Origin of the sequence: Streptomyces sp. NPDC101227, from assembly GCF_044767545.1 — a bacterium.
Lineage (GTDB): Bacteria > Actinomycetota > Actinomycetes > Streptomycetales > Streptomycetaceae > Streptomyces.
In genome coordinates, this window is sequence record NZ_JBIWOD010000023.1 from 113,225 (window position 1) to 134,302 (window position 21,078).

A 21,078-nucleotide genomic window follows, 5' to 3' on the forward strand; every position below is an offset into this window, starting at 1 on the left:
CTGTCGGGCAGGAACCGCTACGTCTCGTTGGGGGCTTCCCATGCAGCACCACGCGCACCATGAGCACCAGGCCGTCGAGCATCAGGCCGTTGAGCACGAGGCGACCGGGCACGAGGCAGCCGGACACCACCACGCCGGACACCACGGCCACGGCCCCGTCAGCTGGGCGATGGCCGCCAAGGCCACCCTGCACTGCCTCACCGGCTGCGCCATCGGCGAGATCCTCGGCATGATCATCGGCACCGCGCTGGGCTGGCACAACGTCCCGACGATGATCCTGGCGATCGCGCTGGCCTTCGTCTTCGGCTACTCGCTCACCCTGCGCGGCGTCCTGAAGTCGGGCGTGGACTTCCGTACGGCGTTCCGGATCGCGCTCGCCGCCGACACCCTCTCCATCGCCGTGATGGAGCTGATCGACAACGGCGTCATCGCGCTGTGGCCCAGCGCCATGGACGCACAGCTGTCGGACCTGCTGTTCTGGGGCGCCCTGGCGGCCTCACTGGCGCTCGCCTTCATAGCGACCACACCGGTCAACAAGTGGATGATCGGCCGCGGCAAGGGCCATGCGGTGGTGCACCGGTTCCACCACTGAGGGCAAGCGGCCCAGGGCGGGGGCGCGGGGCTCAGAGCTCCGGGCCCTCGCCCGGCTCCTCCTGGTAGGAGTAGCGCTGCTCGCGCCATGGGTCGCCGAGGTTGTGGTAGCCGCGCTCTTCCCAGAAGCCGCGGCGGTCGGCCGTCATGTATTCGATGCCGCGGACCCACTTGGGGCCCTTCCAGGCATACAGATGCGGCACGATCAGCCGGACCGGAAAGCCGTGTTCGGCGGTGAGCAGTTCACCGGACCGGTGAGTGGCGAAGATGCAGTTCTCATCGGCGAAATCCGCCAGCCGCACATTCGAACTGAACCCGTACTCGGCCCACACCATCACATGGGTGACATCCGGCGCGGGCGGCGCGAGTTCCAAGATCGTCTGCGTCCGGACCCCGCCCCATTCGGCGCTCAGCATGCTGAATTTCGTCACGCAGTGCATATCGGAGACGACGGTCGCATACGGCAGTGCGGTGAATTCCTCATGCGTCCAGCAGTGCTTTCCGCCGTCCGCGGTGGCGCCGAAGGCACGGAACTCCCAGCGTTCGGGGCGGAACTTCGGCACCGGACCGTAATGCGTCACCGGCCAGCCCCGCTGCAGTCGCTGCCCCGGAGGCAGCTGAGGATGCTCCTCGTCGCGGCTGTGCGGCTGACCCATGCCTCCATGTTGTCAGACCGGAAGGGGTGCCGATGACCAGGGAGGGAGGGAATCGGGCAACTCGTACTAAGCGTGCACTTACTGGATGTCTGCTCCGGGCGGTGCAAGGATGCGCGGCACCTGCCCAGTTCTCGCGCGGAAGGAGCCCGCAGCCATGCAGGGCGACCCCGAGGTCATTGAATTCCTCAACGAGCAGCTGACTGCCGAGCTGACCGCGATCAATCAGTACTTCCTGCACGCCAAGATGCAGGAGAACTTCGGCTGGACGAAGCTCGCCAAGTACACGCGCAGCGAGTCGTTCGACGAAATGAAGCACGCGGAGCTCCTGACCGACCGCATTCTCTTCCTCGAAGGGCTGCCGAACTACCAGCGGCTGTTCCACGTACGCGTCGGCCAGACCGTCACCGAGATGTTCCAGGCGGACCGGCAGGTCGAGGTCGAGGCGATCGACCGGCTCCGGCGCGGTATCGACATCATGCGCGCCAAGGGCGACATCACCTCGGCGAATATCTTCGAGGACATCCTCGCGGACGAGGAACACCACATCGACTATCTCGACACCCAGCTGGAGCTGGTCGAGAAACTCGGCGAGGCGCTGTACATCGCCCAGCTGATCGAGCAGCCGAGCTGAGCGCGCTCACCGCACGGGCCGTACCGCCCCGCAGGGCTACGCGGCCTCCTGGAGCGCCACGGGCGCCACTGCGGCCACCTCCGCGACCGGCGGGGGCTCGGCCGCGGTGCCCAGCGGCTCGGGAGCGCCGCTGTCGATGAGCTCCCGGCGCGGGCATGCGCCCCGGCCGAGCAGCTGCTGGATACGGCGTACACAGCCGCCGCAGTCGGTGCCGGCCTTACAGGCGGAGGCGATCTGGCGGGGCGTACAGGCGCCCGTGCCCGCGTGCTCGCGGACCTGCTGTTCGGTGATCCCGAAGCATGAGCAGACGTACACGCGGTTTCACCTCCGTAGGGAACCTCACCCGCGGACGACCGGCGGCACTCGTCGACCCCGCCGATCTTGAGTGAGGTAACCCTTACCTTACCTGGCCCGCGGGGTGGCGACAATGCAGGGACAACGCGATGGGGCGCGGATCACAGGATCCGCGCCCCACTCGTGTCGTTACCGGTTGCCCTTACTGGTCGCGGTACATCTCCGCCACCAGGAACGCCAGGTCGAGCGACTGGCTGCGGTTGAGCCGCGGGTCACAGGCGGTCTCGTAGCGCTGGTGCAGATCGTCGACGAAGATCTCGTCACCGCCGCCCACGCACTCCGTGACGTCGTCGCCGGTCAGCTCGACATGGATGCCGCCCGGGTGCGTGCCGAGGCCCTTGTGGACCTCGAAGAAGCCCTTGACCTCGTCCAGCACATCGTCGAAGCGACGGGTCTTGTGACCCGAGGCCGCCTCGAAGGTGTTGCCGTGCATCGGGTCGCAGATCCACGCCACCTGGGCGCCGGTGGCGGTGACCTTCTCGACCAGCTCGGGGAGCTTGTCGCGGACCTTGTCCGCCCCCATGCGGGTGATGAAGGTCAGCCGGCCGGGCTCGCGCTCCGGGTCGAGGCGCTCGATGAGGGTGAGCGCGTCCTCCACCGTGCTGGTCGGGCCGAGCTTGACGCCGATCGGGTTACGGATGCGGGAGGCGAACTCGATGTGCGCGCCGTCCAGCTGCCGGGTCCGCTCGCCGATCCAGACCATGTGGCCCGAGACGTCGTAGAGGTTGCCGGTGCGCGAGTCCACGCGGGTCAGCGCCGACTCGTAGTCCAGGACCAGCGCCTCGTGGGAGGCGTAGAACTCGACGGTACGGAACTCCTCCGGGTCCACCCCGCAGGCGTTCATGAAGTTCATCGCGCGGTCGATCTCGCGGGCGAGCGCCTCGTAGCGCTGCCCGGAGGGCGAGGACTTCACGAAGTCCTGGTTCCAGGCGTGCACCTGGCGCAGGTCGGCGTAGCCACCGGTGGTGAAGGCACGCACCAGGTTGAGCGTCGCGGCGGACGCGTTGTACATCCGCTTGAGCCGCTGCGGGTCCGGGATACGGGCCGCCTCGGTGAACTCGAAGCCGTTGACGGAGTCGCCGCGGTAGGTCGGCAGCGTCACGCCGTCGCGGGTCTCGGTCGGCTTGGAGCGCGGCTTGCTGTACTGGCCGGCGATCCGTCCGACCTTCACCACCGGGACGGACCCGGCGTAGGTCAGGACGGCGCCCATCTGGAGGAGCGTCTTGAGCTTGTTGCGGATGTGCTCGGCGGAGACGGCGTCGAAGGCCTCCGCGCAGTCGCCGCCCTGAAGCAGGAACGCCTCGCCACGGGCGACCGCTCCCAGGCGCTCACGCAACTGGTCACACTCGCCCGCGAAGACGAGCGGGGGATAGGACTCGAGCTCCGCGATCACATCGCGCAGAGCCTCTTGGTCCGGCCAGTCAGGCTGCTGCGCCGCGGGCAGGTCTCGCCAGGTGTTGCCACCGGCGTGGGTTTCAGCGTTCACGGTCACGAACACCACATTACGGGGTCCCGACGGGGGGTCCAGCACGGCGACCGGAGTATGAGACGGCCGTCCGCTGCGCTTTGCCTGGGCCCCACGTTGTCGGCTGCCCCGCCGTGGGGGTGTCTCGCCGTGGCTCCCCCACTGCTCTTAAGGGCGTGGGAGGGGCCCCCAGCGGCGGGCTGGTGCCGCTTGCGCGGGGCTGTTCGGCTGCGGGACCGGGCCTCCGGACTCCGTCCTGCGGCCCGGTCCCTCCCCGTTGGGGTGGGAGAAACCGGTGGGGGCGTGCGTAGGCGGTCACGCGCGCCTTGTGGATCCCGTCACAGCAAGCCGGAAACGAACGCTCGCCCCACAGGCCTTTCCCCCCACCCACGGGAGGGGACGGCCCGTAGCGGCGAAGCCGTGTAGGGCCGTCACCGCACCCGACAAACCCACGCCCGCCGCAGGCGCAACGACGAACAACCACCCACGGCGGGAAAGCCAAAAACGCGGCCCAGGCAAAGCGCAGCGGAGGGGCAACGGCGAACACCCCCCACGGCGGGGCAGCCAGAAACATGCGGCCAAAGCCAGGCGCAGCCGGTAAGGTGCCGCCCATGCACGCGCAGCCGACCCTGAACAGGAACTGGTGGTGGACCGCTCATCCGGCGGCCCACTGATTCGCGCGCACCCACAGACTCCGCGAAGGCCGCCCCAGGGGCGGCCTTCGGTGTTTCCGGATCCGGGTCGTCCCTCTCCCCCCAGTACGTGAGAGAGAAGGACGAAATCATGCATCTGCCCGAGCTGCTCGCCGACGACCGGCCCTTTGCCCTGCTGCACCGCCGTACCCCCGGCCGCGACCTGGACACGGTGGAGGTCCTCATCGGCACCGTCGCGGTGTACGACCGTCTCGCCGACCTGCCCGAGGGGCTGGCGATGGTGCCGTTCCGGCAGATCAGGGAGCGCGGCTTCGACGTCCGCGACGACGGCACGCCGCTCATGGCGCTGGTCCCGGAGGAGACGTACGAGCTGCCGCTCGCCGAGGCGCTGGCGCAGCTTCCCGCGCATGAGGTGCAGGTGAGGGACGGCGGCTTCGATGTGTCCGACGAGGAGTACGCGGCGATCGTCGGCCGGGTGCTGGACGAGGAGATCGGGCGGGGCGAGGGCGCGAACTTCGTCATCCGGCGTACGTACCAGGGCGAGATCCCGGGGTTCGGCAGGGCCGATGCGCTCGCGCTGTTCCGGCGGCTGCTGGCGGCCGAGCGGGGCGCGTACTGGACGTTCGTGGTGCACACCGGTGACGGGGCGGACGGGCGCACCCTGGTCGGCGCCAGCCCCGAGGTGCATGTGCGGATGACGGGCGGGCGGGGCGGGGGCGAGGCGCCACCGGCCGAGGGCGACGGCGGGCGGCGGGTGGGCGGCACCGTCGTGATGAACCCCATCAGCGGGACCTACCGCTACCCGGCCGGCGGTCCCACCGCCGAGGGGCTCCTGGAGTTCCTCGCGGACGGCAAGGAGATCGAGGAGCTGTCGATGGTCGTCGACGAGGAGCTCAAGATGATGTGCACCGTCGGCGACATGGGCGGCGTGGTGATCGGGCCGCGGCTGAAGGAGATGGCGCACCTCGCGCACACCGAGTACGAGCTGCGCGGACGGTCGTCGCTGGATGTGCGGGAGGTGCTGAAGGAGACGATGTTCGCGGCGACCGTCACGGGATCGCCCGTTCAGAACGCGTGCCGGGTCATCGAACGGCACGAGGCCGGCGGCCGCGGCTACTACGCCGGCGCGCTGGCCCTGATCGGCCGCGATGCGGGCGGCGCGCAGACGCTGGATTCGCCGATCCTGATCCGTACGGCGGACATCGAGAATGGGGGAGGCCGCCTGCGGGTGCCGGTCGGGGCGACGCTGGTGCGGGGCTCGGACCCGGCGGGCGAGGTGGCCGAGACCCACGCCAAGGCGGCGGGTGTGCTCACCGCGCTCGGGGTCCGCCCCACGACCGCTCTCCCCCGCGGCCGGAAGGACACCGCGGACGCCGCGCCGGCCCGGCTGGCCGACGACCCGCGGGTGCAGGCGGCGCTGGCCACCCGCCGCGCCGGCCTGGCCCCCTTCTGGCTGCGGATGCAGACCACCGCGCCGACCGCCGCGCTAGGCGGTCATGCGCTGGTCGTCGATGCCGAGGACACCTTCACCGCGATGCTGGCGCATCTGCTGCGCACCTCGGGCCTGACGGTGGACGTCCGCCGCTACGACGAGCCGGGACTGCGGGCCGCCGTGCTCGCGCACGAAGGGCCGGTGGTGCTCGGCCCCGGTCCCGGCAACCCGGCCGACGCCGCCGACCCCAAGATGCGCACGCTGCGCGCGCTGACCGCCGAGCTGGTCCGCGAGCACCGGCACGGTCTCCTCGGTGTCTGCCTGGGCCATGAACTTCTCGCCGCCGAGCTGGGGTTGGAGATCGTCCGCAAGGAGGTGCCCTTCCAGGGCGCGCAGGAGCGGATCGACTTCTTCGGGCGCCAGGAGACCGTCGGCTTCTACAACACCTTCACGGCCCGCTGCGACGACACCACGGCCGCCGAACTGGCCATGCACCGCGTCGAGTTGAGCCGGGACGCGGAGACCGGCGATGTGCATGCGCTGCGCGGGCCCGGCTTCGCGGGCGTGCAGTTCCACCCGGAGTCGGTGCTGACGCTGGACGGTGCCGCGGTCACCGCTCAGCTGCTGGCAGCTGTCCTCGTGTGACCAGCATGTTCTCGTTGGTGCGGTGGGCCAGATAGTCCTCGACGTTGCGTACGGTGGCGTCGATGATCTGGCCCACGGCTTCCTTGGTGAAGTACGCCTGATGCGAGGTGACCAGCACATTGGGGAAGGTCATCAGGCGGGCGAGGGTGTCGTCGTTGATGACGTCCAGGGACTTGTCGACGAAGAAGAACCCGGCCTCCTCCTCGTAGACGTCCAGGCCGACACCGGTCAGCCGGCCGGCCTTGAGCGCCTCCACGAGGGCCGCGGTGTCGACGAGCCCGCCCCGGCTGGAGTTGATCAGGATCGCATCGTCCTTCATCGCGGCCAGCGCGGCGGCGTCGACGAGGTGCCGGGTGGCCTCCAGCAGCGGGACGTGCAGGGTGACCAGGTCCGATTGGGCGAACAGCTGCTCGCGGTCGACGTACTTCATGCCGAGGGCGGCGCAGTTGGGGTTCTCGGCGATGTCCCAGCCGAGGAGATTCATGCCGAAGCCATGGGCGATCCGGGTGAACGCCTCGCCGATCTTCCCCGTGCCGATCACGCCCGCCGTGCGGCCGCGCAGATCGCGGCCCATCAGGCCGTCCAGCCGGAAGTCGAAGTTACGGGTGCGGTTGGCGGCGAGGACGATCCGCCGGTTCAGCGCCAGCGCCAGGCCCCAGGCGAACTCCGCGACCGCGTAGGGGGAGTAGGAGGAGACCCGGCCGATGGTCAGGCCGAGGTCGGCCGCGGCCTGAAGGTCGACGTTGTTGAAGCCCGTGGAGCGCTGGGCGATCATCTTGGTGCCGCCGACCGAGAGGACCTGGAGCACATCGGCGCTCAGATCGGCGTTGACGCCGGAGCTGACGACCTCGTAGCCGCGCGCGATGGGGGCGGTGTCGCGGTTGATGAACACATCGAGGCTACGGACCTGGTGCCGGCCCTCGAAGGCCCGCTCCAGCAGCGCGCGCTCATCCGCCTGGACGCCGAAGGCGACGATCTCCACGTTCTCTCCCGCCGGTACGCTTTCGCCCCGCATAGACGCAATGGGCCGGATATGTCGCGTACGGCGAATATACGGCCCATCGACCGGCGGCGCCGACCTGAGGGGGCGCCGACCTGAGTGGGGGCGGGGGCCCGCGCGTGGACGGGGGCTCAGGGCGTGGGCGGGGCCCCTTAGGGTGCGGGCGAACAGATCCCGTAAGGGTCGCGCGCGCCCCCTGCGGGCCACAACGCGGCGGGCGGGCGGGGCATTCCCGGGGATCCGGGGATCCCGGAATCAGGGGGTCCGGCCCCGGGGTTACGTCGACACGCCCGCCGCGCCGGGCCCCACGACCGCGGCCCCCGGGCGCGCCGCCGCGGCGTGGCTCGGCCGAGGGGCTCGACCGAAGGACCGGGCCCGGCAGCTCAGCCGAAGAAGACGCCCGCCTCGGAGTAGAGCGACGGGTCGACGGTCTTCAGCTTCGCGGTCGCCTCCGCGATCGGCACCCGGACGATGTCGGTGCCGCGCAGCGCGACCATCTTCCCGAAGTCGCCGTCCCGTACCGCGTCGATGGCGTGCAGCCCGAAGCGGGTGGCCAGCCAGCGGTCGAAGGCGCTGGGCGTGCCACCGCGCTGGGTGTGCCCGAGGACCGTCGTGCGCGCCTCCTTGCCGGTGCGCGCTTCGATCTCCTTGGCCAGCCACTCCCCCACGCCCGAGAGCCGGACGTGCCCGAAGGAGTCGGTGGACCCGTCCTTGAGGACCATCTGGCCGTCCTTGGGCATCGCGCCCTCGGCGACGACCACGATCGGGGCGTAGCGGACCTTGAAGCGGGACTCGATCCAGCCGCAGACCTCGCCGATGTCGAAGCGCTGCTCGGGGATGAGGATGACATTGGCGCCGCCGGCGAGCCCGGAGTGCAGGGCGATCCAGCCGGCGTGACGGCCCATCACCTCGACGACGAGGACCCGCATGTGGGATTCGGCGGTGGTGTGGAGCCGGTCGATGGCCTCGGTGGCGACGCCGACGGCGGTGTCGAAGCCGAAGGTGTAGTCGGTGGCCGAGAGGTCGTTGTCGATGGTCTTGGGGACGCCGACGCAGGGCACGTCGTATTCGCCGGAGAGACGGGTGGCGACGCCGAGGGTGTCCTCGCCGCCGATCGCGATCAGCGCATCGATCTCGTTCTTGGCCAGCGTGTCCTTGATCCGGCGGATGCCGTCCTCCGACGCGAAGGGGTTGGTCCGCGAGGAGCCGAGGATGGTGCCGCCGCGCGGCAGGATCCCGCGGACCGCCGCGATGTCCAACGGCACCGTGTCGCCCTCGAGGGGGCCGCGCCATCCGTCCCGGAAGCCGACGAAGTCATATCCGTATTCCTGGGTGCCCTTGCGGACGGCGGCCCTGATCACCGCGTTCAGACCAGGGCAGTCGCCGCCACCGGTGAGTACTCCGACCCGCATCGCTTCACCTATCCCGTCGTGGCCGCGTACGGCCGTGCATGAGCGGACCCGCGTCACGCTAATGGTGACGTACGTCACTCCGGGATGGGGCAAACGCCGATTCCATTGATTTGCCCGGGAGTTGATGCCGGGCGTTCACCCGTACGAGCGGGTGAACTCACGGCTGCGTGGTTACGCGTCGTCGAGGCCGCGCTCGATGGCGTACCGCACCAGCTCCACGCGGTTGTGCAACTGGAGCTTGCCGAGGGTGTTCTGGACGTGGTTCTGCACCGTGCGGTGCGAAATGACCAGCCGCTCGGCGATCTGCTTGTACGAGAGGCCCTTGGCCACCAGGCGCAGCACCTCGGTCTCCCGCTCCGTCAGCTGCGGCGCGCCCGGCTCGTCCGGCGTCGAGGGGGCCGGTTCGGTGGCCAGGCGGCGGTACTCGCCGAGCACCAGACCGGCCAGGCCCGGCGTGAACACCGGGTCGCCGGCGGCCGTGCGGCGCACCGCGTCCAGCAGCTCCTCCGTGCTCGCCGACTTCAGCAGATAGCCGGTGGCCCCGGACTTGACCGCCTCCAGGACGTCGGCGTGCTCGCCGCTCGCGGAGAGCACCAGCACCCGCAGCGCCGGAAGGGTGCCGACCAGCTCCTTGCACACCTGGACGCCGGGCAGGCCCGGCAGATTCAGGTCGAGCACCAGCACATCGGGGGCGGCGGCCTGCGCCCGGCGCACCGCCTGGAGGCCGTCGCCGGCCGTGGCCACCACATCGCATCCGGCCTCGGCCAGGTCCCGCGCGACCGCGTCCCGCCACATCGGGTGGTCGTCGACCACCATCACCCTCAGGCCCGTCTGTTCACTCACTCTTTCGCCTTCCCCCGCCCTCTGCCCTTGGGCGCCGCGCCCTTGGGAACCGTCAGCTCGACTTCCGTGCCCTGGCCGGGGATCGAGATCCACTCGGCGTTGCCGCCCAGGTCCCGCAGCCGGCCGCGGATCGACAGGGCCACGCCGAGGCGGCCCTCGCGCTCGGCGTCCGCGAGCCGTCCCTCGGGGATGCCGGGGCCGTCGTCGCGGACCGTCACGATCACCGACTGCGGTTCGTCCTCCACCAGGATCCACGCGTGGGCGTCGTCCCCCGCGTGCACCCGCACATTGTCCAGTGCGGCACCGACAGCGGCCGCCAGCTCCGCCGCGGCGGCGGCGGCCAGCTCGACCGGGGCGCCGGGCTCGGAGAAGGTGACGCCGGCGCCCGCGTACGGGGCGAGCAGGGCACGGACGTCGCACGGGCCGCCGGCCGGTGCGGGCGGCCCGCCGGTGCCCGGGGCCGGCGGCGGTGCGGCCTCGGCGCGCGGCGGCGGCATCAGTCCGCCGGAGACCAACGTCCGCAGCGCGACCTCCTGTTCGCCCGCCATCCGGCCCAGCTCGGCCGCCTCGCCGCCGATCGCGGCGCCGCGCCGCTGCACCATCGCCAGCACCTGCAGCACGCTGTCGTGGATGTCGCGGGCCAGGCGCTCCCGTTCGCGGGTGGCGGCCTCGATCTGCAGGGCGCGGGCGAGGGTGCGCTCGCTGGCGCGGGCGACCTCGACGACATAGCCGATGGCGACGCTGGCCACCCACACCAGGACGACGTTGTGGATGGTGTCGCGGGCCAGTTCCTGGCGTTCGACGAGGTTGGCGACGGCCACCGCGGTGGAGGCCACCGCGGCCCAGCGCCAGCCGCGCTTGATCGCGAAGCCCAGGACCGCGCCCGCCGTCCAGATCGAGGGCAGGGTGGGCCCGCCGTCCAGGATGCGGGCGTGGGTGTCGACCAGCGACGTCAGCAGGATGCCGCCGACCGCGAAGGTGAGGTCGGCGATCAGGAAGTGCCGGGTGCAGCGCTCCGCGGTGGTCGTGCGGCGCCAGGTGAAGCCCATCCAGACGGTGAGCGCCGCCATATAGGCGCCGGCGCCCAGCGGGTGCGCGTACTGCTTGTACGTGAGCGCGAACAGGCACAGCGCGTAGACGAGGGTGAGGATGCGGTAGCCGGTGAGCGCGCGCCACAGCGGCAGCTCCACGGACATCCGCAGCACTCTCGGCGGACGCTTGCCGTGGCGCCTGGCGGCACCGCTGACCGGCTCCGTGTCGGCATCCGTCATGCCGGGCCCCCCACCCCTCGCCGGCGCGTTTACGCCCCGGTCGTCTCGGCCTTCCCGGCGGCCTTGCCGGCCTCCGTCTCCGCCTTCTTCTTCGTCTCGGCCGCCTTCGCCGCCTCGGCGATCTGCCGCTTGGCCGCCGTCGCGTAGACGTCGACGTACTCCTGGCCGGACAGCTTCATGATCTCGTACATGACCTCGTCGGTGACCGACCGCAGGATGAAGCGGTCGCCCTCCATGCCCTGATAGCGGGTGAAGTCCAGCGGCTTACCGATCCGGATGCCCGGCCGGATCATCTTCGGGACGATCTTGCCCGGAGGCTGCACCTTCTCGGTGTCGATCATCGCTACGGGGATGACCGGCGCCCCGGTGGCCAGCGCGACGCGGGCCAGGCCGCCCGGCTTGCCGCGGTAGAGGCGGCCGTCCGGGGAGCGGGTGCCCTCCGGGTAGATGCCGAACAGCTCACCGCGCTCCAGCACCTCGATGCCGCTCTTGATCGCCGCCTCGCCCGCACCCCGGCCGCCCGAGCGGTCGACGGGCAGCTGGCCGACGCCCTTGAAGAACGCGGCCGTCAGCTTGCCCTTCACCCCCGGGGAGGTGAAGTACTCGGCCTTGGCGATGAAGGTGACCTTGCGGTCGAGCACCGCGGGCAGGAAGAAGGAGTCCGAGAAGGACAGGTGGTTGCTCGCGAGGATCGCCGGACCCTCGGCGGGGATGTTCTCGATGCCTTCCACCCAGGGCCTGAACGCAAGCTTCAGCGACCCGCCGATGGAAAACTTCATTGCGCCGTAGATCAACCGACTGCCTCCTGTGTGTGACGCAAAGACCTTAACCTGCCCCGGCGCCCCGCTCGCCGCGGCGGGGCTGCGAGAGGCCCATCTACGGCCGAGCGGGCGCCGGGCAACGGGCCGCGCGGGCCCCGCCGGACCTATCCGCTCCGCGTTGCTCCGCGTACCCTGAGGTAACCCACCAGGCCCCCTTTATCGATCGGAGTTCCCCGGTGCCGCTCCTTCCCGGAGCCGAGCCGTTCCGCCGTGACGGCGGAGAGGTCGGCGTCCTTGTGTGCCACGGCTTCACCGGCTCCCCTCAGTCCGTACGCCCCTGGGCCGACCATCTGGCCGACCAGGGGCTGACCGTCGCCCTGCCACTGCTGCCGGGGCACGGCACCCGCTGGCAGGACCTGGCGATCACCACGTGGCAGGACTGGTACGCGGAGGTCGACCGCGAGCTGCGCGCGCTGTCCGAGCGCTGCACCAAGGTCTTCGTCTGCGGCCTGTCCATGGGCGCCGCGCTGGCGCTGCGGCTGGCCGCCAGGCACGGCGACGCGATCAGCGGCGTGGCCGTGGTCAACCCTGCCAACAAGGTCCATGATGCCGCGGCGCCGCTGCTTCCGGTGCTGCGGCATCTCGTACGGTCGACCAAGGGGATCGCCAGCGACATCGCCAAGCCGGGCGCCGAGGAGGTCGGCTACGACCGGGTGCCGCTGCACGCCGCGTACTCGGTGCGCCGCCTCTTCCAGCAGGTCGACTCCGAACTCCCGGGCGTCACCCAGCCGTTGCTGGTGATGACCAGCCCGCAGGACCATGTCGTACCGCCCGCGGACTCGGAGCGGATCCTGGCCCGGGTGTCCTCCACGGACGTCCGGCACAAGCTGCTGGAGCGCAGCTACCACGTCGCCACGCTCGACCACGACGCCGAGCAGATCTTCGCGGACACCTTCGCCTTCATCACCCGGCTCGCCCCCGAGGTCCTGCCCGGTGGCGTCAAGGAGGGGACGGCGGCCAGTGGCGGAGCATAGCTCGCGCGACCCCCAGGAACCGCTGGACGAAGAGGCCGCCTGGGCCGAGATCGTCGCGGGGTACGGCGAGCAGCCTGAGTTCCCCGAAGCGGAAGCGGACTCCGCCGTCGTCCGTATGGACGGCGGGGACGCCAAGGACGACAAAGCCACCAAGGCCGGCAAGGCCGACAAAGCAAGCAAGGCCGCCGGGGACGGTATGGACAGCACGGACGGCAAAAGCAGTACGGACGGCACGGACGGTACTGGCGGCAAGGACGGCAAGGCGGCTCCGGAGGCCGGTGACAAGGCCTCCGGAAGCGCCCGGCCCGGCAGCTTCGTCGTCTTCGCACCCGGCGTCGGACCACGCGACTGGAGCGCCGCTGAGCCGTCCGACGACGACTTCGACGCAACGGACGAGGGCCACTTCACGCCGCCGGAGCCGCCCCCGCTGCCGCCGGCCGATGTCACGACGAAGTTCGCCTGGCTCGCGGTGCTCGGCGGTCCGCTGCTGCTGGTGGCGATGGTGATCTTCCAGCAGCCCGTGACGTGGTGGATCGCCCTCCTGGGCATCGGCGGCTTTCTCGGCGGCTTCGCCACGCTGGTGGGGCGGATGAAGAACGACGACGGGGACGACGACGATCTCCCGGGAGGCGGGGCCGTGGTGTAGACCCCGGTCAGCCGCCGGCCGGTACCCGCAGCGCGGCCAGCACCGGCAGGTGGTCCGTGGCGGCCCGCAGATCCGCCTCCCGCACGCCGGGCAGGCCGTACGGTACGCCGCAGCCGAGCACCTCCACGCCCTCCGTCGCGAACACGGCGTCGATCCGCTGATGCGGCTCATGGGGCGTGGAGGTGAACTCCCCGCCCCACGGCTCGGCCGTCCAGCCGTCCGTCAGCGCCCCCGCCAGCCGCCGGAAACTCCGCCCGTCCGGCCGGTCGTTGAGGTCCCCGCCCGCGACCGCGTACGGCACGTCCAGCAGCGCCAGGCGCTCCAGCAGCAGCCCCGCCTGCCGGTAGCGCTCCGCGTCGGCGAGGCTGAGGTGGCAGCTGAGCACCCCGAGCCGGGCGCCGCCGATCCGTACCACGGCGGTCGCGAAGCCCCGCTGGTGCAGGCCGCGGGTGCGGGGCAGCAGGAAGTCCTCCGTACGCTCCACATGGGCGCGCAGCGTGGACAGGATCATCGGGCCCGCGGCCGTGGCGCCGCCGGTGACGTACACCAGCCCCGACGCACGGGCCAGCCGCTCGGCGGCCTTGCGCCAGCGGAAGAACCGCGGCGCCTCCTGGATCAGCACGAGGTCCGGGGCGCAGGCCCGGATGACCCGCGCCAGCGCCGCCCGGTCGTCGCGCAGCGAGCGGATGTTGTAGCTGAGCACCCGGATGACGGCGGAGCCGTCGGGTTCCGTACGGGAGTCGGGGAGCGAGGTCAAAGGGGACAAGTCCTCTCGCCGGGGCCGCGATACGGGCCGTGGGACGGGGCGCACGCGGGCCCAGACTAGGGCAATGCCCGCCACATCCCGGGGGACATGGCGGGCACATTGCCGTAGCGCGGATCACCGGCGCCCAGACACAGCAACCATCAATTGAGCAACCCCCACGGCGAGCAGCCGCCTCCGCGAGAGCGGCGCCGATTTAGGCGCACAAGGCAGCTCAGCCCTGACGAGCGAGGTCGGCCGCGCCGACCAGCCCGGCCTTGCCGCCCAGCTGGGCGGCGAGCACCTGGGCGTGCGGGCGGTACTGGTTGCCCACCAGCCAGCGGCGGAAGGACTTGCGGATCGGGTCGAGGACCAGCTCGCCCTCATCGGAGACGCCGCCGCCGACGATGAAGGCGGACGGGTCGAAGAGGGAGGCGAGGTCGGCCAGGCCCGCGCCGGCCCAGCGGGCCAGTTCGCGGAAGGAGTCGATGGCGACCGCATCGCCCTGGCGGGCGGCCGCGCTGACGTGCTTGCCCTGGATGCCCTCGGGGGTGCCGTCGCCGAGCGAGAGCAGCACCGTGGCGTTCTCGGGGGTGGCGAAGGCGCGCTGGCGGGCGTAGCGCAGCAGGGCGCGGCCGGACGCGTACTGCTCCCAGCAGCCCTGGCTGCCGCAGCCGCACAGCAGGCCGTCGGGCACGACGCGGATGTGGCCGAACTCCGCGGCGACGCCGAAGCGGCCGCGGCGCAGCTTGTTGCCGATGATGATGCCGCCGCCCAGGCCCGTGCCGAGCGTGATGCAGATGACGTCGCTGTGGCCCTGGCCGGCGCCGAACCTGTACTCGCCCCAGGCCGCGGCGTTGGCGTCGTTCTCGACGACCACGGGGAGGCCGACGCGCTGCTCGACCTTGTCCTTGAGCGGCTCGTGGCGCCAGTCGATGTTGGGTGCGAAGAGAACCGTGGCCCGCTTCTCGTCCACATAGCCGGCCGCGCCGATGCCGACGGCCTCGATCTGGTGGCCGGTCCCGACCGTGCGGACCGCGTCCGCGATGGCCTCGGTCAGCGCGTCGGTGGCCTGCGGGGTCGGCACCTGGCATGTTTCGAGGATCGAGCCCTCTTCGTCGACCACGCCGGCCGCGATCTTCGTGCCGCCGATGTCGACGCCGATGGTGAGTCCCATGTGTCCCTCAGTTATTCGCTCGAACCCCGCCGGGATCAACCGTACCGGAGGAGGGACCGCCTTCCCTGCCGCGCGGTTGCGGGGCGTCAGTCGAGATCGATGCGCTCGGTGCCTGCGGGGCCTTCGTCGTCGCGCGGGTCGCCGGAGCGGCCCTCGGGGCGGTCGGCGGTGCGGTCGTCGTCGCGGGTCCAGCGGCGCTCGCTGCGCTCGACGGCCGAGCGGTAGGCGGCGAGCAGTTCGGAACCGGCCGCGGCGAGGTGGTCGAAGACATCGGGGTTGCGCTCGATGACCGGCTCGACTGCGGCCTTGGCCTGCCGGAACAGCTGGTTGACGGCGCCCTGTGCGGCGATCCCGCCCAGCGCGCCGGGGAGCTGGATCCCGGCGAGCTTGTCCGTGACGGCCTCGGCGAGCTTGCGCAGCTCTTCGGCGGCGCTGCCCGGCTGCGGGCCGTACGTGCTGCGGCGGCGGTCCTGCTCCGCCGCGAGGTCCTCGGCGCAGGCCGTCTCCCAGGCATCGGCGTCGACGCCGGCCGTGCGGTCGGCGGGGCGCTCGGTGGCGTCACTCATGATGTTCTCCGTGGGCTCCGGCGGCGGGACTTACTCCCGACGTTACCAACGATGCCGGCTCACAACGTCGGCCTTTCGGCACCGAGGGCGAAAATATGTACGGATTTCGCCGGCGGCATCCGTGCGGCCGTCTGTGCGGCCGTCCGCGGGGGCGTGATCGCGGCGGCAACGCCGCCGGGCACCCGCCCACCGCGTGACCGTGCGGCGTTCAAGAACTCCGTTCCGGGCCCGCCGGCCACAGCGCGGGGTCGGGGGTGAAGCGGATGTCGAGGACTCCGTCGCGCAGTCCGGCGCCGGAGACGGTGCAGCGGCGCAGCGCGGAGGGGAGCGTACGGATCCGCCGGAAGGGGCCGACGGTGACGACGATTTCGTCGCCGCGGCGCACCAGGCCCAGGCCGTCGCGCCGGGCGCCGGGCAGCGGCACCCGCCACAGGAGGATGCCGTCGGTGGCGAGGCGGTCCACCACGGTCCAGGGGTCGGGGCGGGCGGTGACGGGTCCGGTCGCGTCCGCCGGTTCTTCCTGTTCTGCCTGGTCGTCCGGTTCGGCGGGAGCGGCCGGCTCCGCCAGCTCGGCCAGGTCCTCGATGCCCTGCGGGTCCCGGCCCAGGTGCGGCACCTCGCGCAGCGGCAGATCGGGGAACTCCTCGCGCAGCACCTTGAGTGCGGTCTGCTGGCCGCCGGAGAGGGCGGCGAGGAAGGGGTCCGCGGAGCCGGTGGGCAGCAGGCGGTTGACGAGGAGGGCATCGGTACGCCGGCCGTGGAGCGCGAGCCCGGCGCGCAGGTCGCGCAGGGCCGCGGCGGCGACCGGGCCGGCGTCGGTGACCAGGCGTACGGAGGTGCCGGGGGCCTCGATCACCCGCTGGACGACGGCGAGTTCGCGCTCCCAGCGCTCGGCGGCCTCGTACAGCTTCTGGGCCGGCATCGGGACGCCGGCGAGCTGGGCGAGGACCGGGCGCAGCGCGCGGGCGGCCTGGCGCTCGGGCGGCAGCAGGCGGCGCAGATAGCGGCGGACCTGGGCGGGCAGCGCGAGCAGCCGGATCGTTTCGGCGGCGGGCGGCATGTCGACGACGAGCAGGTCCCGGTCGCCCGAGGAGTGTTCGGCGCGCAGGGCGTGCAGCAGCGCGAAGGCCTCGGAGCCGGGGAGTTCGGTGAGTTCGTCCTCGTCGAGCGGGCTGGCCCCGAGCAGGTCGAGGGCGGCGCCGGCGCGTTCCTGGAAGGCGAGGAACTCCTGGCGGAAGCGGTCGCCGGAGTCGATGCGGCGGGCGCGCAGGCCGGGGGCTATCGCGGTCGCGACATCCGCCCTCAGACGCGAGCGCAGCACCGTTTCCGGAGCACTGCTCTCGGTCGTGAGCAGCAGTACGCGCGCTCCCCGCCGGGCACCGGCCAGGGCGGTCGCGGCGGCCAGCGTGCTGCGGCCGGCGCCGCCGGGACCGGTGACGAGGACAGTGCGCACGCTCAGAGCTTCTTGCCCTCGTCGGCGGACCCACCGGATTCCTCGGCCGCGGCGTCGGCGGCGCGCCCGGGGCCGCTCTCGACGCGCTTCTTCAGCCCGGCCAGCGCCCGGTCGATGATGACCTTCTCCGCCTTGCGCTTGATCATCCCGAGCATCGGGATCTTCACATCGACGGTGAGCCGGTACGTCACCTCGGTCGCCGCGCCGCCCCGCACCGCGGCAAGCCGGTACGAACCGTCCAGCGCCCGCAGCATCTGCGACTTGACCAGCGACCAGCCGACCTCGTTCTCGCCGGTCCAGGTGTAGGCGAGGGTGTGGTCGTCCTTGATCGCACCGGCGTCCAGCACCAGGCGCACCTGCTCGGCGCGGCCCCGGTCGTCCTTGGCCAGCACCTCCGCCTCCTTGACCTCTCCGGTCCACTCCGGATAGCGGTCAAAGTCGGCGATCACTCCCATCACTTCGGCGGGCGCCGCCTCGATCGTGATGCTTGAGCTGGTGTGTTCGGCCATCGCCGTGACTCCTCCATGCCAATTCCATGCCGATTCGGGCCGGTCCGCCGACTCGCGTCAACCTCGTCAAACTCCGTGTCCGTGCTGCTGAAGGCTACCGCGCGGGGCATGCCCGGCGGACGCGCGGCCGGGCCCACCGCCGGCACCGGGCTCACCACTCCAGGACGTAGGGCGTGGCGGTCGCGTTGAAGTGCCCGACGTTGACGCACTCCGTGGTGCCGATCCGCACCCGGCGCGCGAGCGGCTGATGCACATGCCCGAAGAGGGAGTAACGGGGACGGGTCCGGCGAATCGCGTCCAGCAGCGCCGAACTCCCCCGCTCGAAGCGGCGGGCGACGGTGTCGTAGCAGAGCTCGGGAACATCCGGCGGAATGTGCGTGCACAGCACGTCCACCTCCCCCACCGCCTCGATCTTGGCGGCGTACTCCTCGTCCCCGATCTCGTACGGAGTGGCCATCGGCGTCGTGAGCCCACCGCCGACGAACCCGAACACCCGGCCCCCGATCTCCACCCGCTGGCCGTCGAGAACGGTGACGCCCTCCCCCGCGTACTCGGACCACAGCCGCGGCATATCGACATTCCCGTACGTGGCGTACGTAGGTGTGGGAAAGGCGGCGAACAACTCGGCGTACTGCTTGCGGACCGCGCCCTCGATGACCGACTCCCGGCTGTGGCCCGCCCCCTCCAGCTCGCCCCAGAGCCTGCGGCCCAGGTCACGGGCCTCCTCGAAGCGGCGCGCGGTGCGCAGTTCGACGAGGGCGCGGGCGTTCTCAGCGCCGAACAGATCGGGGAAGATGCCGCGCGAGTGATCGGCGTAATCCAGGAAGAGCACCAGGTCACCGAGGCAGACCACCGCGTCGGCGCCATCGCCCGCGGCGGCCAGGCCACGACTGTTGCCATGAACGTCACTGACCACATGCACACGCATGGCGCCACCATAGATGCCCCGGGCAGTTGCCGGGAGGCCGCCCACGACCTGGGGTTACTTTCGGGTCAGCACGCCGCTGGTCTACTCTGCGCGGGAGCAGTTCCATGGCGTGTCGTAAACCCTGAGTGCGTATGTGACGCATCAAACATCTGGCCGTGACCCCCTATCCCTGAAGCAATACCGGTGGGTAACGTCCGGGCAGTCCAATCCCCCTTGCATGATCATGGACCGCAACCGGTGTACGCACAGCGTCGTGGCGCCGGCGCCAATGAGGAGCAGCAGTCTTGCGCGAGTTCAGCCTTCCGGCCCTGTACGAGGTCCCCGCGGACGGCAATCTGACGGATCTCATCCGCCGAAATGCCGCGCAGCACCCGGATGTTGCGGTCATCGGACGCAAGGTGAACGGGCAGTGGCAGGACGTCACCGCCACCACCTTCCTCGCCGAGGTCCGCGCCATCGCCAAGGGCCTGATGGCCTCCGGCGTCAAGCCCGGCGACCGCGTCGGCCTGATGTCGCGCACCCGCTACGAGTGGACGCTGGCGGACTTCGCGATCTGGAGCGCCGGCGCGATCACCGTCCCGGTGTACGAGACCAGCTCCGCCGAGCAGATCCAGTGGATACTCGGCGACTCGGGCGCGGTGGCCTGCCTGGTGGAGAGCCCCGCCCATGAGGCCGCCGTCGAATCGGTCCGCGACCGGCTGCCCGACCTGGAGAACATCTGGCAGATCGAGCGGGACGCGGTGGCCCGGCTGCGGGCCGCGGGCGACGGCATCACGGACGAGGAGGTCGACGAGCGCAGCGCGCTGGCCGACGCGGACTCGCCCGCCACCATCGTCTACACCTCCGGCACCACCGGCCGTCCCAAGGGCTGTGTGCTCAGCCACCGCAGCTTCTTCGCCGAGTGCGGCAATGTCGTCGAGCGCCTGCGCCCGCTCTTCCGTACGGGCGACTCCTCCGTCCTGCTCTTCCTCCCGGTGGCGCACGTCTTCGGGCGCCTGGTCCAGGTGGCGGCGCTGATGGCCCCCATCAAGCTCGGCCACGCCCCCGACATCAAGCACCTCACGGACGACCTGGCCTCCTTCCGTCCGACGATGATCCTGGGCGTGCCCCGCGTCTTCGAGAAGGTCTACAACTCGGCCCGGGCCAAGGCGCAGGCCGACGGCAAGGGCAAGATCTTCGACAAGGCGGCCGACACCGCCATCGCCTACAGCCGCGCGCTGGACACCGCCGACGGCCCCTCGCTCGGCCTCAAGCTCAAGTACAAGGTCTTCGACCGCGTCGTCTACGGCAAGCTCCGCGGCGTCCTCGGCGGCCGCGCCACCCACGCCATTTCGGGTGGCGCCCCGCTCGGCGAGCGCCTGGGCCACTTCTACCGCGGCATCGGCTTCACCGTCCTGGAGGGCTACGGCCTGACGGAGTCCTGCGCGGCCACCGCCTTCAACCCCTGGGACCGTCAGAAGATCGGCACCGTCGGCCAGCCGCTGCCCGGCTCCGTCGTCCGCATCGCCGACGACGGCGAGGTCCTCCTGCACGGCGAGCACCTCTTCACCGAGTACTGGAACAACCCCTCGGCCACCGAAGAGGCGCTCTCCGATGGCTGGTTCCACACCGGTGACATCGGCACCCTCGACGAGGACGGCTACCTCGCCATCACCGGCCGCAAGAAGGAAATCCTGGTCACCGCGGGCGGCAAGAACGTCGCCCCGGCGGTCATCGAGGACCGTATCCGCGCCCATGCGCTGATCGCCGAATGCATGGTCGTCGGCGACGGCCGCCCCTTCATCGGCGCCCTGATCACCCTCGACGAGGAATTCCTGCCCCGCTGGGCGGAGGAACACGGCCACCCGGCCGATGTCGCCCCCGCCGACATCGCCAAGGACCCGGAGCTGCTGGCCGCCGTCCAGCGCGCGGTCGACGACGGCAACGCGGCCGTGTCGAAGGCCGAGTCGGTACGCAAGTTCCGCATCCTGCCGACGCAGTTCACGGAGGAGTCCGGGCACGTCACGCCCTCCCTGAAGCTGAAGCGAAACGTTGTGGCAAAGGACTTCGCCGAGGAAATCGAGGCGATTTACCGTGGGTAGTTAGGCCGTTCGCCGGTCCGCTGCGCTTTGCCTGGGCCGATGTTTCGGCTTTCCCGCCGTGGGGGTGTCTCGCCGTTGCGCCTGCGGCGGGCCGGTCCGCTGCGCTTTGCCTGGGCCGATGGTCCGGCTCTCCCGCCGTTGCGCCTGCGGCGGGCCGGTCCGCTGCGCTTTGCCTGGGCCGATGGTCCGGCTCTCCCGCCGTTGCGCCTGCGGCGGGCCGGTCCGCTG

Annotated in this window: 21 protein-coding genes; 7 read left to right on the forward strand and 14 right to left on the reverse strand. The window is 71.3% G+C overall.

The genetic code is table 11. From position 1 onward, the window contains the following. Window positions 1–40 precede the first annotated feature (40 nt). Complete coding sequence (locus ACIRPT_RS36155; protein WP_403835234.1) at window positions 41–592, forward strand: DUF4396 domain-containing protein; 552 nt, start codon at window positions 41–43, stop codon at window positions 590–592. A 31-nt stretch (window positions 593–623) separates the two neighbouring features. Here ACIRPT_RS36155 and ACIRPT_RS36160 read toward each other — a convergent pair whose 3' ends face one another. Further along, the gene (locus ACIRPT_RS36160; protein ID WP_403835236.1) at window positions 624–1,247 is read right to left on the reverse strand and encodes a sulfite oxidase-like oxidoreductase; all 624 of its coding nucleotides are present in this window, start codon (window positions 1,245–1,247) and stop codon (window positions 624–626) included. 154 nt (window positions 1,248–1,401) lie between these two features. Between ACIRPT_RS36160 and bfr the strand changes: the two genes are divergently transcribed. Then, entirely contained in the window at window positions 1,402–1,878 is a 477-nt protein-coding gene (gene bfr, locus ACIRPT_RS36165) for a bacterioferritin (RefSeq protein WP_403506942.1), read from the forward strand. A gap of 36 nt (window positions 1,879–1,914) precedes the next feature. On the opposite strand, the gene ACIRPT_RS36170 is transcribed toward bfr, so the two are convergent. Further along, entirely contained in the window at window positions 1,915–2,193 is a 279-nt protein-coding gene (locus tag ACIRPT_RS36170) for a bacterioferritin-associated ferredoxin (protein ID WP_403506940.1), read from the reverse strand. A 181-nt stretch (window positions 2,194–2,374) separates the two neighbouring features. After that, window positions 2,375–3,718 carry a class II 3-deoxy-7-phosphoheptulonate synthase gene (locus ACIRPT_RS36175; RefSeq protein WP_403507464.1) on the reverse strand — a complete coding sequence of 448 codons (1,344 nt, stop codon included), beginning with the start codon at window positions 3,716–3,718 and terminating at the stop codon, window positions 2,375–2,377. A gap of 590 nt (window positions 3,719–4,308) precedes the next feature. On the opposite strand from ACIRPT_RS36175, the gene ACIRPT_RS36180 reads away from it, so the two are divergent. After that, window positions 4,309–4,371, forward strand: coding sequence for a trp operon leader peptide (locus tag ACIRPT_RS36180; RefSeq protein ID WP_403507462.1), 63 nt, complete (start codon window positions 4,309–4,311; stop codon window positions 4,369–4,371). Window positions 4,372–4,480: 109 nt separating this feature from the next. After that, window positions 4,481–6,427: an anthranilate synthase family protein gene (locus tag ACIRPT_RS36185; RefSeq protein WP_403835241.1), complete on the forward strand. Its 1,947-nt coding sequence runs from the start codon at window positions 4,481–4,483 to the stop codon at window positions 6,425–6,427. Here ACIRPT_RS36185 and ACIRPT_RS36190 read toward each other — a convergent pair. The 5 genes from ACIRPT_RS36190 to ACIRPT_RS36210 all read right to left on the reverse strand — a co-directional run bounded on the left by ACIRPT_RS36190 (window position 6,393) and on the right by ACIRPT_RS36210 (window position 11,732). Beyond that, window positions 6,393–7,409 carry a 2-hydroxyacid dehydrogenase gene (locus tag ACIRPT_RS36190; RefSeq protein WP_403835244.1) on the reverse strand — a complete coding sequence of 339 codons (1,017 nt, stop codon included), beginning with the start codon at window positions 7,407–7,409 and terminating at the stop codon, window positions 6,393–6,395. The two genes, ACIRPT_RS36185 and ACIRPT_RS36190, sit on opposite strands and share 35 nt — an antisense overlap. 401 nt (window positions 7,410–7,810) lie before the next feature. Further along, a complete protein-coding gene (locus ACIRPT_RS36195) occupies window positions 7,811–8,839 on the reverse strand; it encodes a 6-phosphofructokinase (RefSeq protein WP_403835247.1) in 1,029 nt (342 codons plus the stop codon). Between the two features lie 171 nt (window positions 8,840–9,010). Then, window positions 9,011–9,682 (reverse strand): response regulator, encoded by a 672-nt coding sequence (locus ACIRPT_RS36200; protein ID WP_403506932.1) that lies wholly within the window; start codon window positions 9,680–9,682, stop codon window positions 9,011–9,013. Beyond that, window positions 9,679–10,953: a MacS family sensor histidine kinase gene (macS, locus tag ACIRPT_RS36205; RefSeq protein ID WP_403835252.1), complete on the reverse strand. Its 1,275-nt coding sequence runs from the start codon at window positions 10,951–10,953 to the stop codon at window positions 9,679–9,681. The genes ACIRPT_RS36200 and macS overlap by 4 nt, the downstream gene beginning before the upstream one ends. 29 nt (window positions 10,954–10,982) lie before the next feature. Then, a complete protein-coding gene (locus tag ACIRPT_RS36210) occupies window positions 10,983–11,732 on the reverse strand; it encodes a lysophospholipid acyltransferase family protein (protein ID WP_403506928.1) in 750 nt (249 codons plus the stop codon). 218 nt (window positions 11,733–11,950) lie between these two features. Between ACIRPT_RS36210 and ACIRPT_RS36215 the strand changes: the two genes are divergently transcribed. Both ACIRPT_RS36215 and ACIRPT_RS36220 read left to right on the forward strand, forming a co-directional pair. After that, window positions 11,951–12,748, forward strand: coding sequence for an alpha/beta hydrolase (locus ACIRPT_RS36215; RefSeq protein ID WP_403506926.1), 798 nt, complete (start codon window positions 11,951–11,953; stop codon window positions 12,746–12,748). After that, window positions 12,735–13,394 (forward strand): hypothetical protein, encoded by a 660-nt coding sequence (locus ACIRPT_RS36220; protein ID WP_403506924.1) that lies wholly within the window; start codon window positions 12,735–12,737, stop codon window positions 13,392–13,394. Before ACIRPT_RS36215 ends, ACIRPT_RS36220 begins: the two co-directional genes overlap by 14 nt. Before the next feature lie 7 nt (window positions 13,395–13,401). Here the strand turns inward: ACIRPT_RS36220 and ACIRPT_RS36225 are convergent, their stop codons facing one another. The 6 genes from ACIRPT_RS36225 to ACIRPT_RS36250 form a co-directional block, all read right to left on the reverse strand. Next, entirely contained in the window at window positions 13,402–14,151 is a 750-nt protein-coding gene (locus tag ACIRPT_RS36225) for an endonuclease/exonuclease/phosphatase family protein (protein ID WP_403506922.1), read from the reverse strand. Window positions 14,152–14,371: 220 nt separating this feature from the next. Beyond that, a complete protein-coding gene (locus ACIRPT_RS36230) occupies window positions 14,372–15,313 on the reverse strand; it encodes an ROK family glucokinase (RefSeq protein ID WP_403506920.1) in 942 nt (313 codons plus the stop codon). Window positions 15,314–15,399: 86 nt separating this feature from the next. Continuing rightward, window positions 15,400–15,879: a DUF5304 domain-containing protein gene (locus ACIRPT_RS36235; protein WP_403506918.1), complete on the reverse strand. Its 480-nt coding sequence runs from the start codon at window positions 15,877–15,879 to the stop codon at window positions 15,400–15,402. A gap of 208 nt (window positions 15,880–16,087) precedes the next feature. Next, the gene (locus ACIRPT_RS36240) at window positions 16,088–17,332 is read right to left on the reverse strand and encodes an ArsA family ATPase (protein WP_403835257.1); all 1,245 of its coding nucleotides are present in this window, start codon (window positions 17,330–17,332) and stop codon (window positions 16,088–16,090) included. A gap of 2 nt (window positions 17,333–17,334) precedes the next feature. Further along, window positions 17,335–17,841 carry an SRPBCC family protein gene (locus ACIRPT_RS36245; protein WP_403506914.1) on the reverse strand — a complete coding sequence of 169 codons (507 nt, stop codon included), beginning with the start codon at window positions 17,839–17,841 and terminating at the stop codon, window positions 17,335–17,337. Between the two features lie 151 nt (window positions 17,842–17,992). Then, a complete protein-coding gene (locus tag ACIRPT_RS36250) occupies window positions 17,993–18,769 on the reverse strand; it encodes a metallophosphoesterase (RefSeq protein WP_403506912.1) in 777 nt (258 codons plus the stop codon). A 284-nt stretch (window positions 18,770–19,053) separates the two neighbouring features. Between ACIRPT_RS36250 and ACIRPT_RS36255 the strand changes: the two genes are divergently transcribed. Continuing rightward, window positions 19,054–20,850, forward strand: a complete 1,797-nt coding sequence (locus tag ACIRPT_RS36255) for an AMP-dependent synthetase/ligase (RefSeq protein ID WP_403506910.1) — start codon at window positions 19,054–19,056, stop codon at window positions 20,848–20,850. Window positions 20,851–21,078: the final 228 nt, after the last annotated feature.

Bases quoted from the DNA above. Each gene is read 5' to 3' on its own strand.
- ACIRPT_RS36155 (WP_403835234.1), top strand. From the start codon at position 41: ATGCAGCACCACGCGCACCATGAGCACCAGGCCGTCGAGCATCAGGCC.
- ACIRPT_RS36235 (WP_403506918.1), bottom strand. From the start codon at position 15,879: ATGAGTGACGCCACCGAGCGCCCCGCCGACCGCACGGCCGGCGTCGAC.
- bfr (WP_403506942.1), top strand. From the start codon at position 1,402: ATGCAGGGCGACCCCGAGGTCATTGAATTCCTCAACGAGCAGCTGACT.
- ACIRPT_RS36230 (WP_403506920.1), bottom strand. From the start codon at position 15,313: ATGGGACTCACCATCGGCGTCGACATCGGCGGCACGAAGATCGCGGCC.
- ACIRPT_RS36160 (WP_403835236.1), bottom strand. From the start codon at position 1,247: ATGGGTCAGCCGCACAGCCGCGACGAGGAGCATCCTCAGCTGCCTCCG.
- macS (WP_403835252.1), bottom strand. From the start codon at position 10,953: ATGACGGATGCCGACACGGAGCCGGTCAGCGGTGCCGCCAGGCGCCAC.
- ACIRPT_RS36185 (WP_403835241.1), top strand. From the start codon at position 4,481: ATGCATCTGCCCGAGCTGCTCGCCGACGACCGGCCCTTTGCCCTGCTG.
- ACIRPT_RS36195 (WP_403835247.1), bottom strand. From the start codon at position 8,839: ATGCGGGTCGGAGTACTCACCGGTGGCGGCGACTGCCCTGGTCTGAAC.
- ACIRPT_RS36250 (WP_403506912.1), bottom strand. From the start codon at position 18,769: ATGCGTGTGCATGTGGTCAGTGACGTTCATGGCAACAGTCGTGGCCTG.
- ACIRPT_RS36210 (WP_403506928.1), bottom strand. From the start codon at position 11,732: ATGAAGTTTTCCATCGGCGGGTCGCTGAAGCTTGCGTTCAGGCCCTGG.
- ACIRPT_RS36245 (WP_403506914.1), bottom strand. From the start codon at position 17,841: ATGGCCGAACACACCAGCTCAAGCATCACGATCGAGGCGGCGCCCGCC.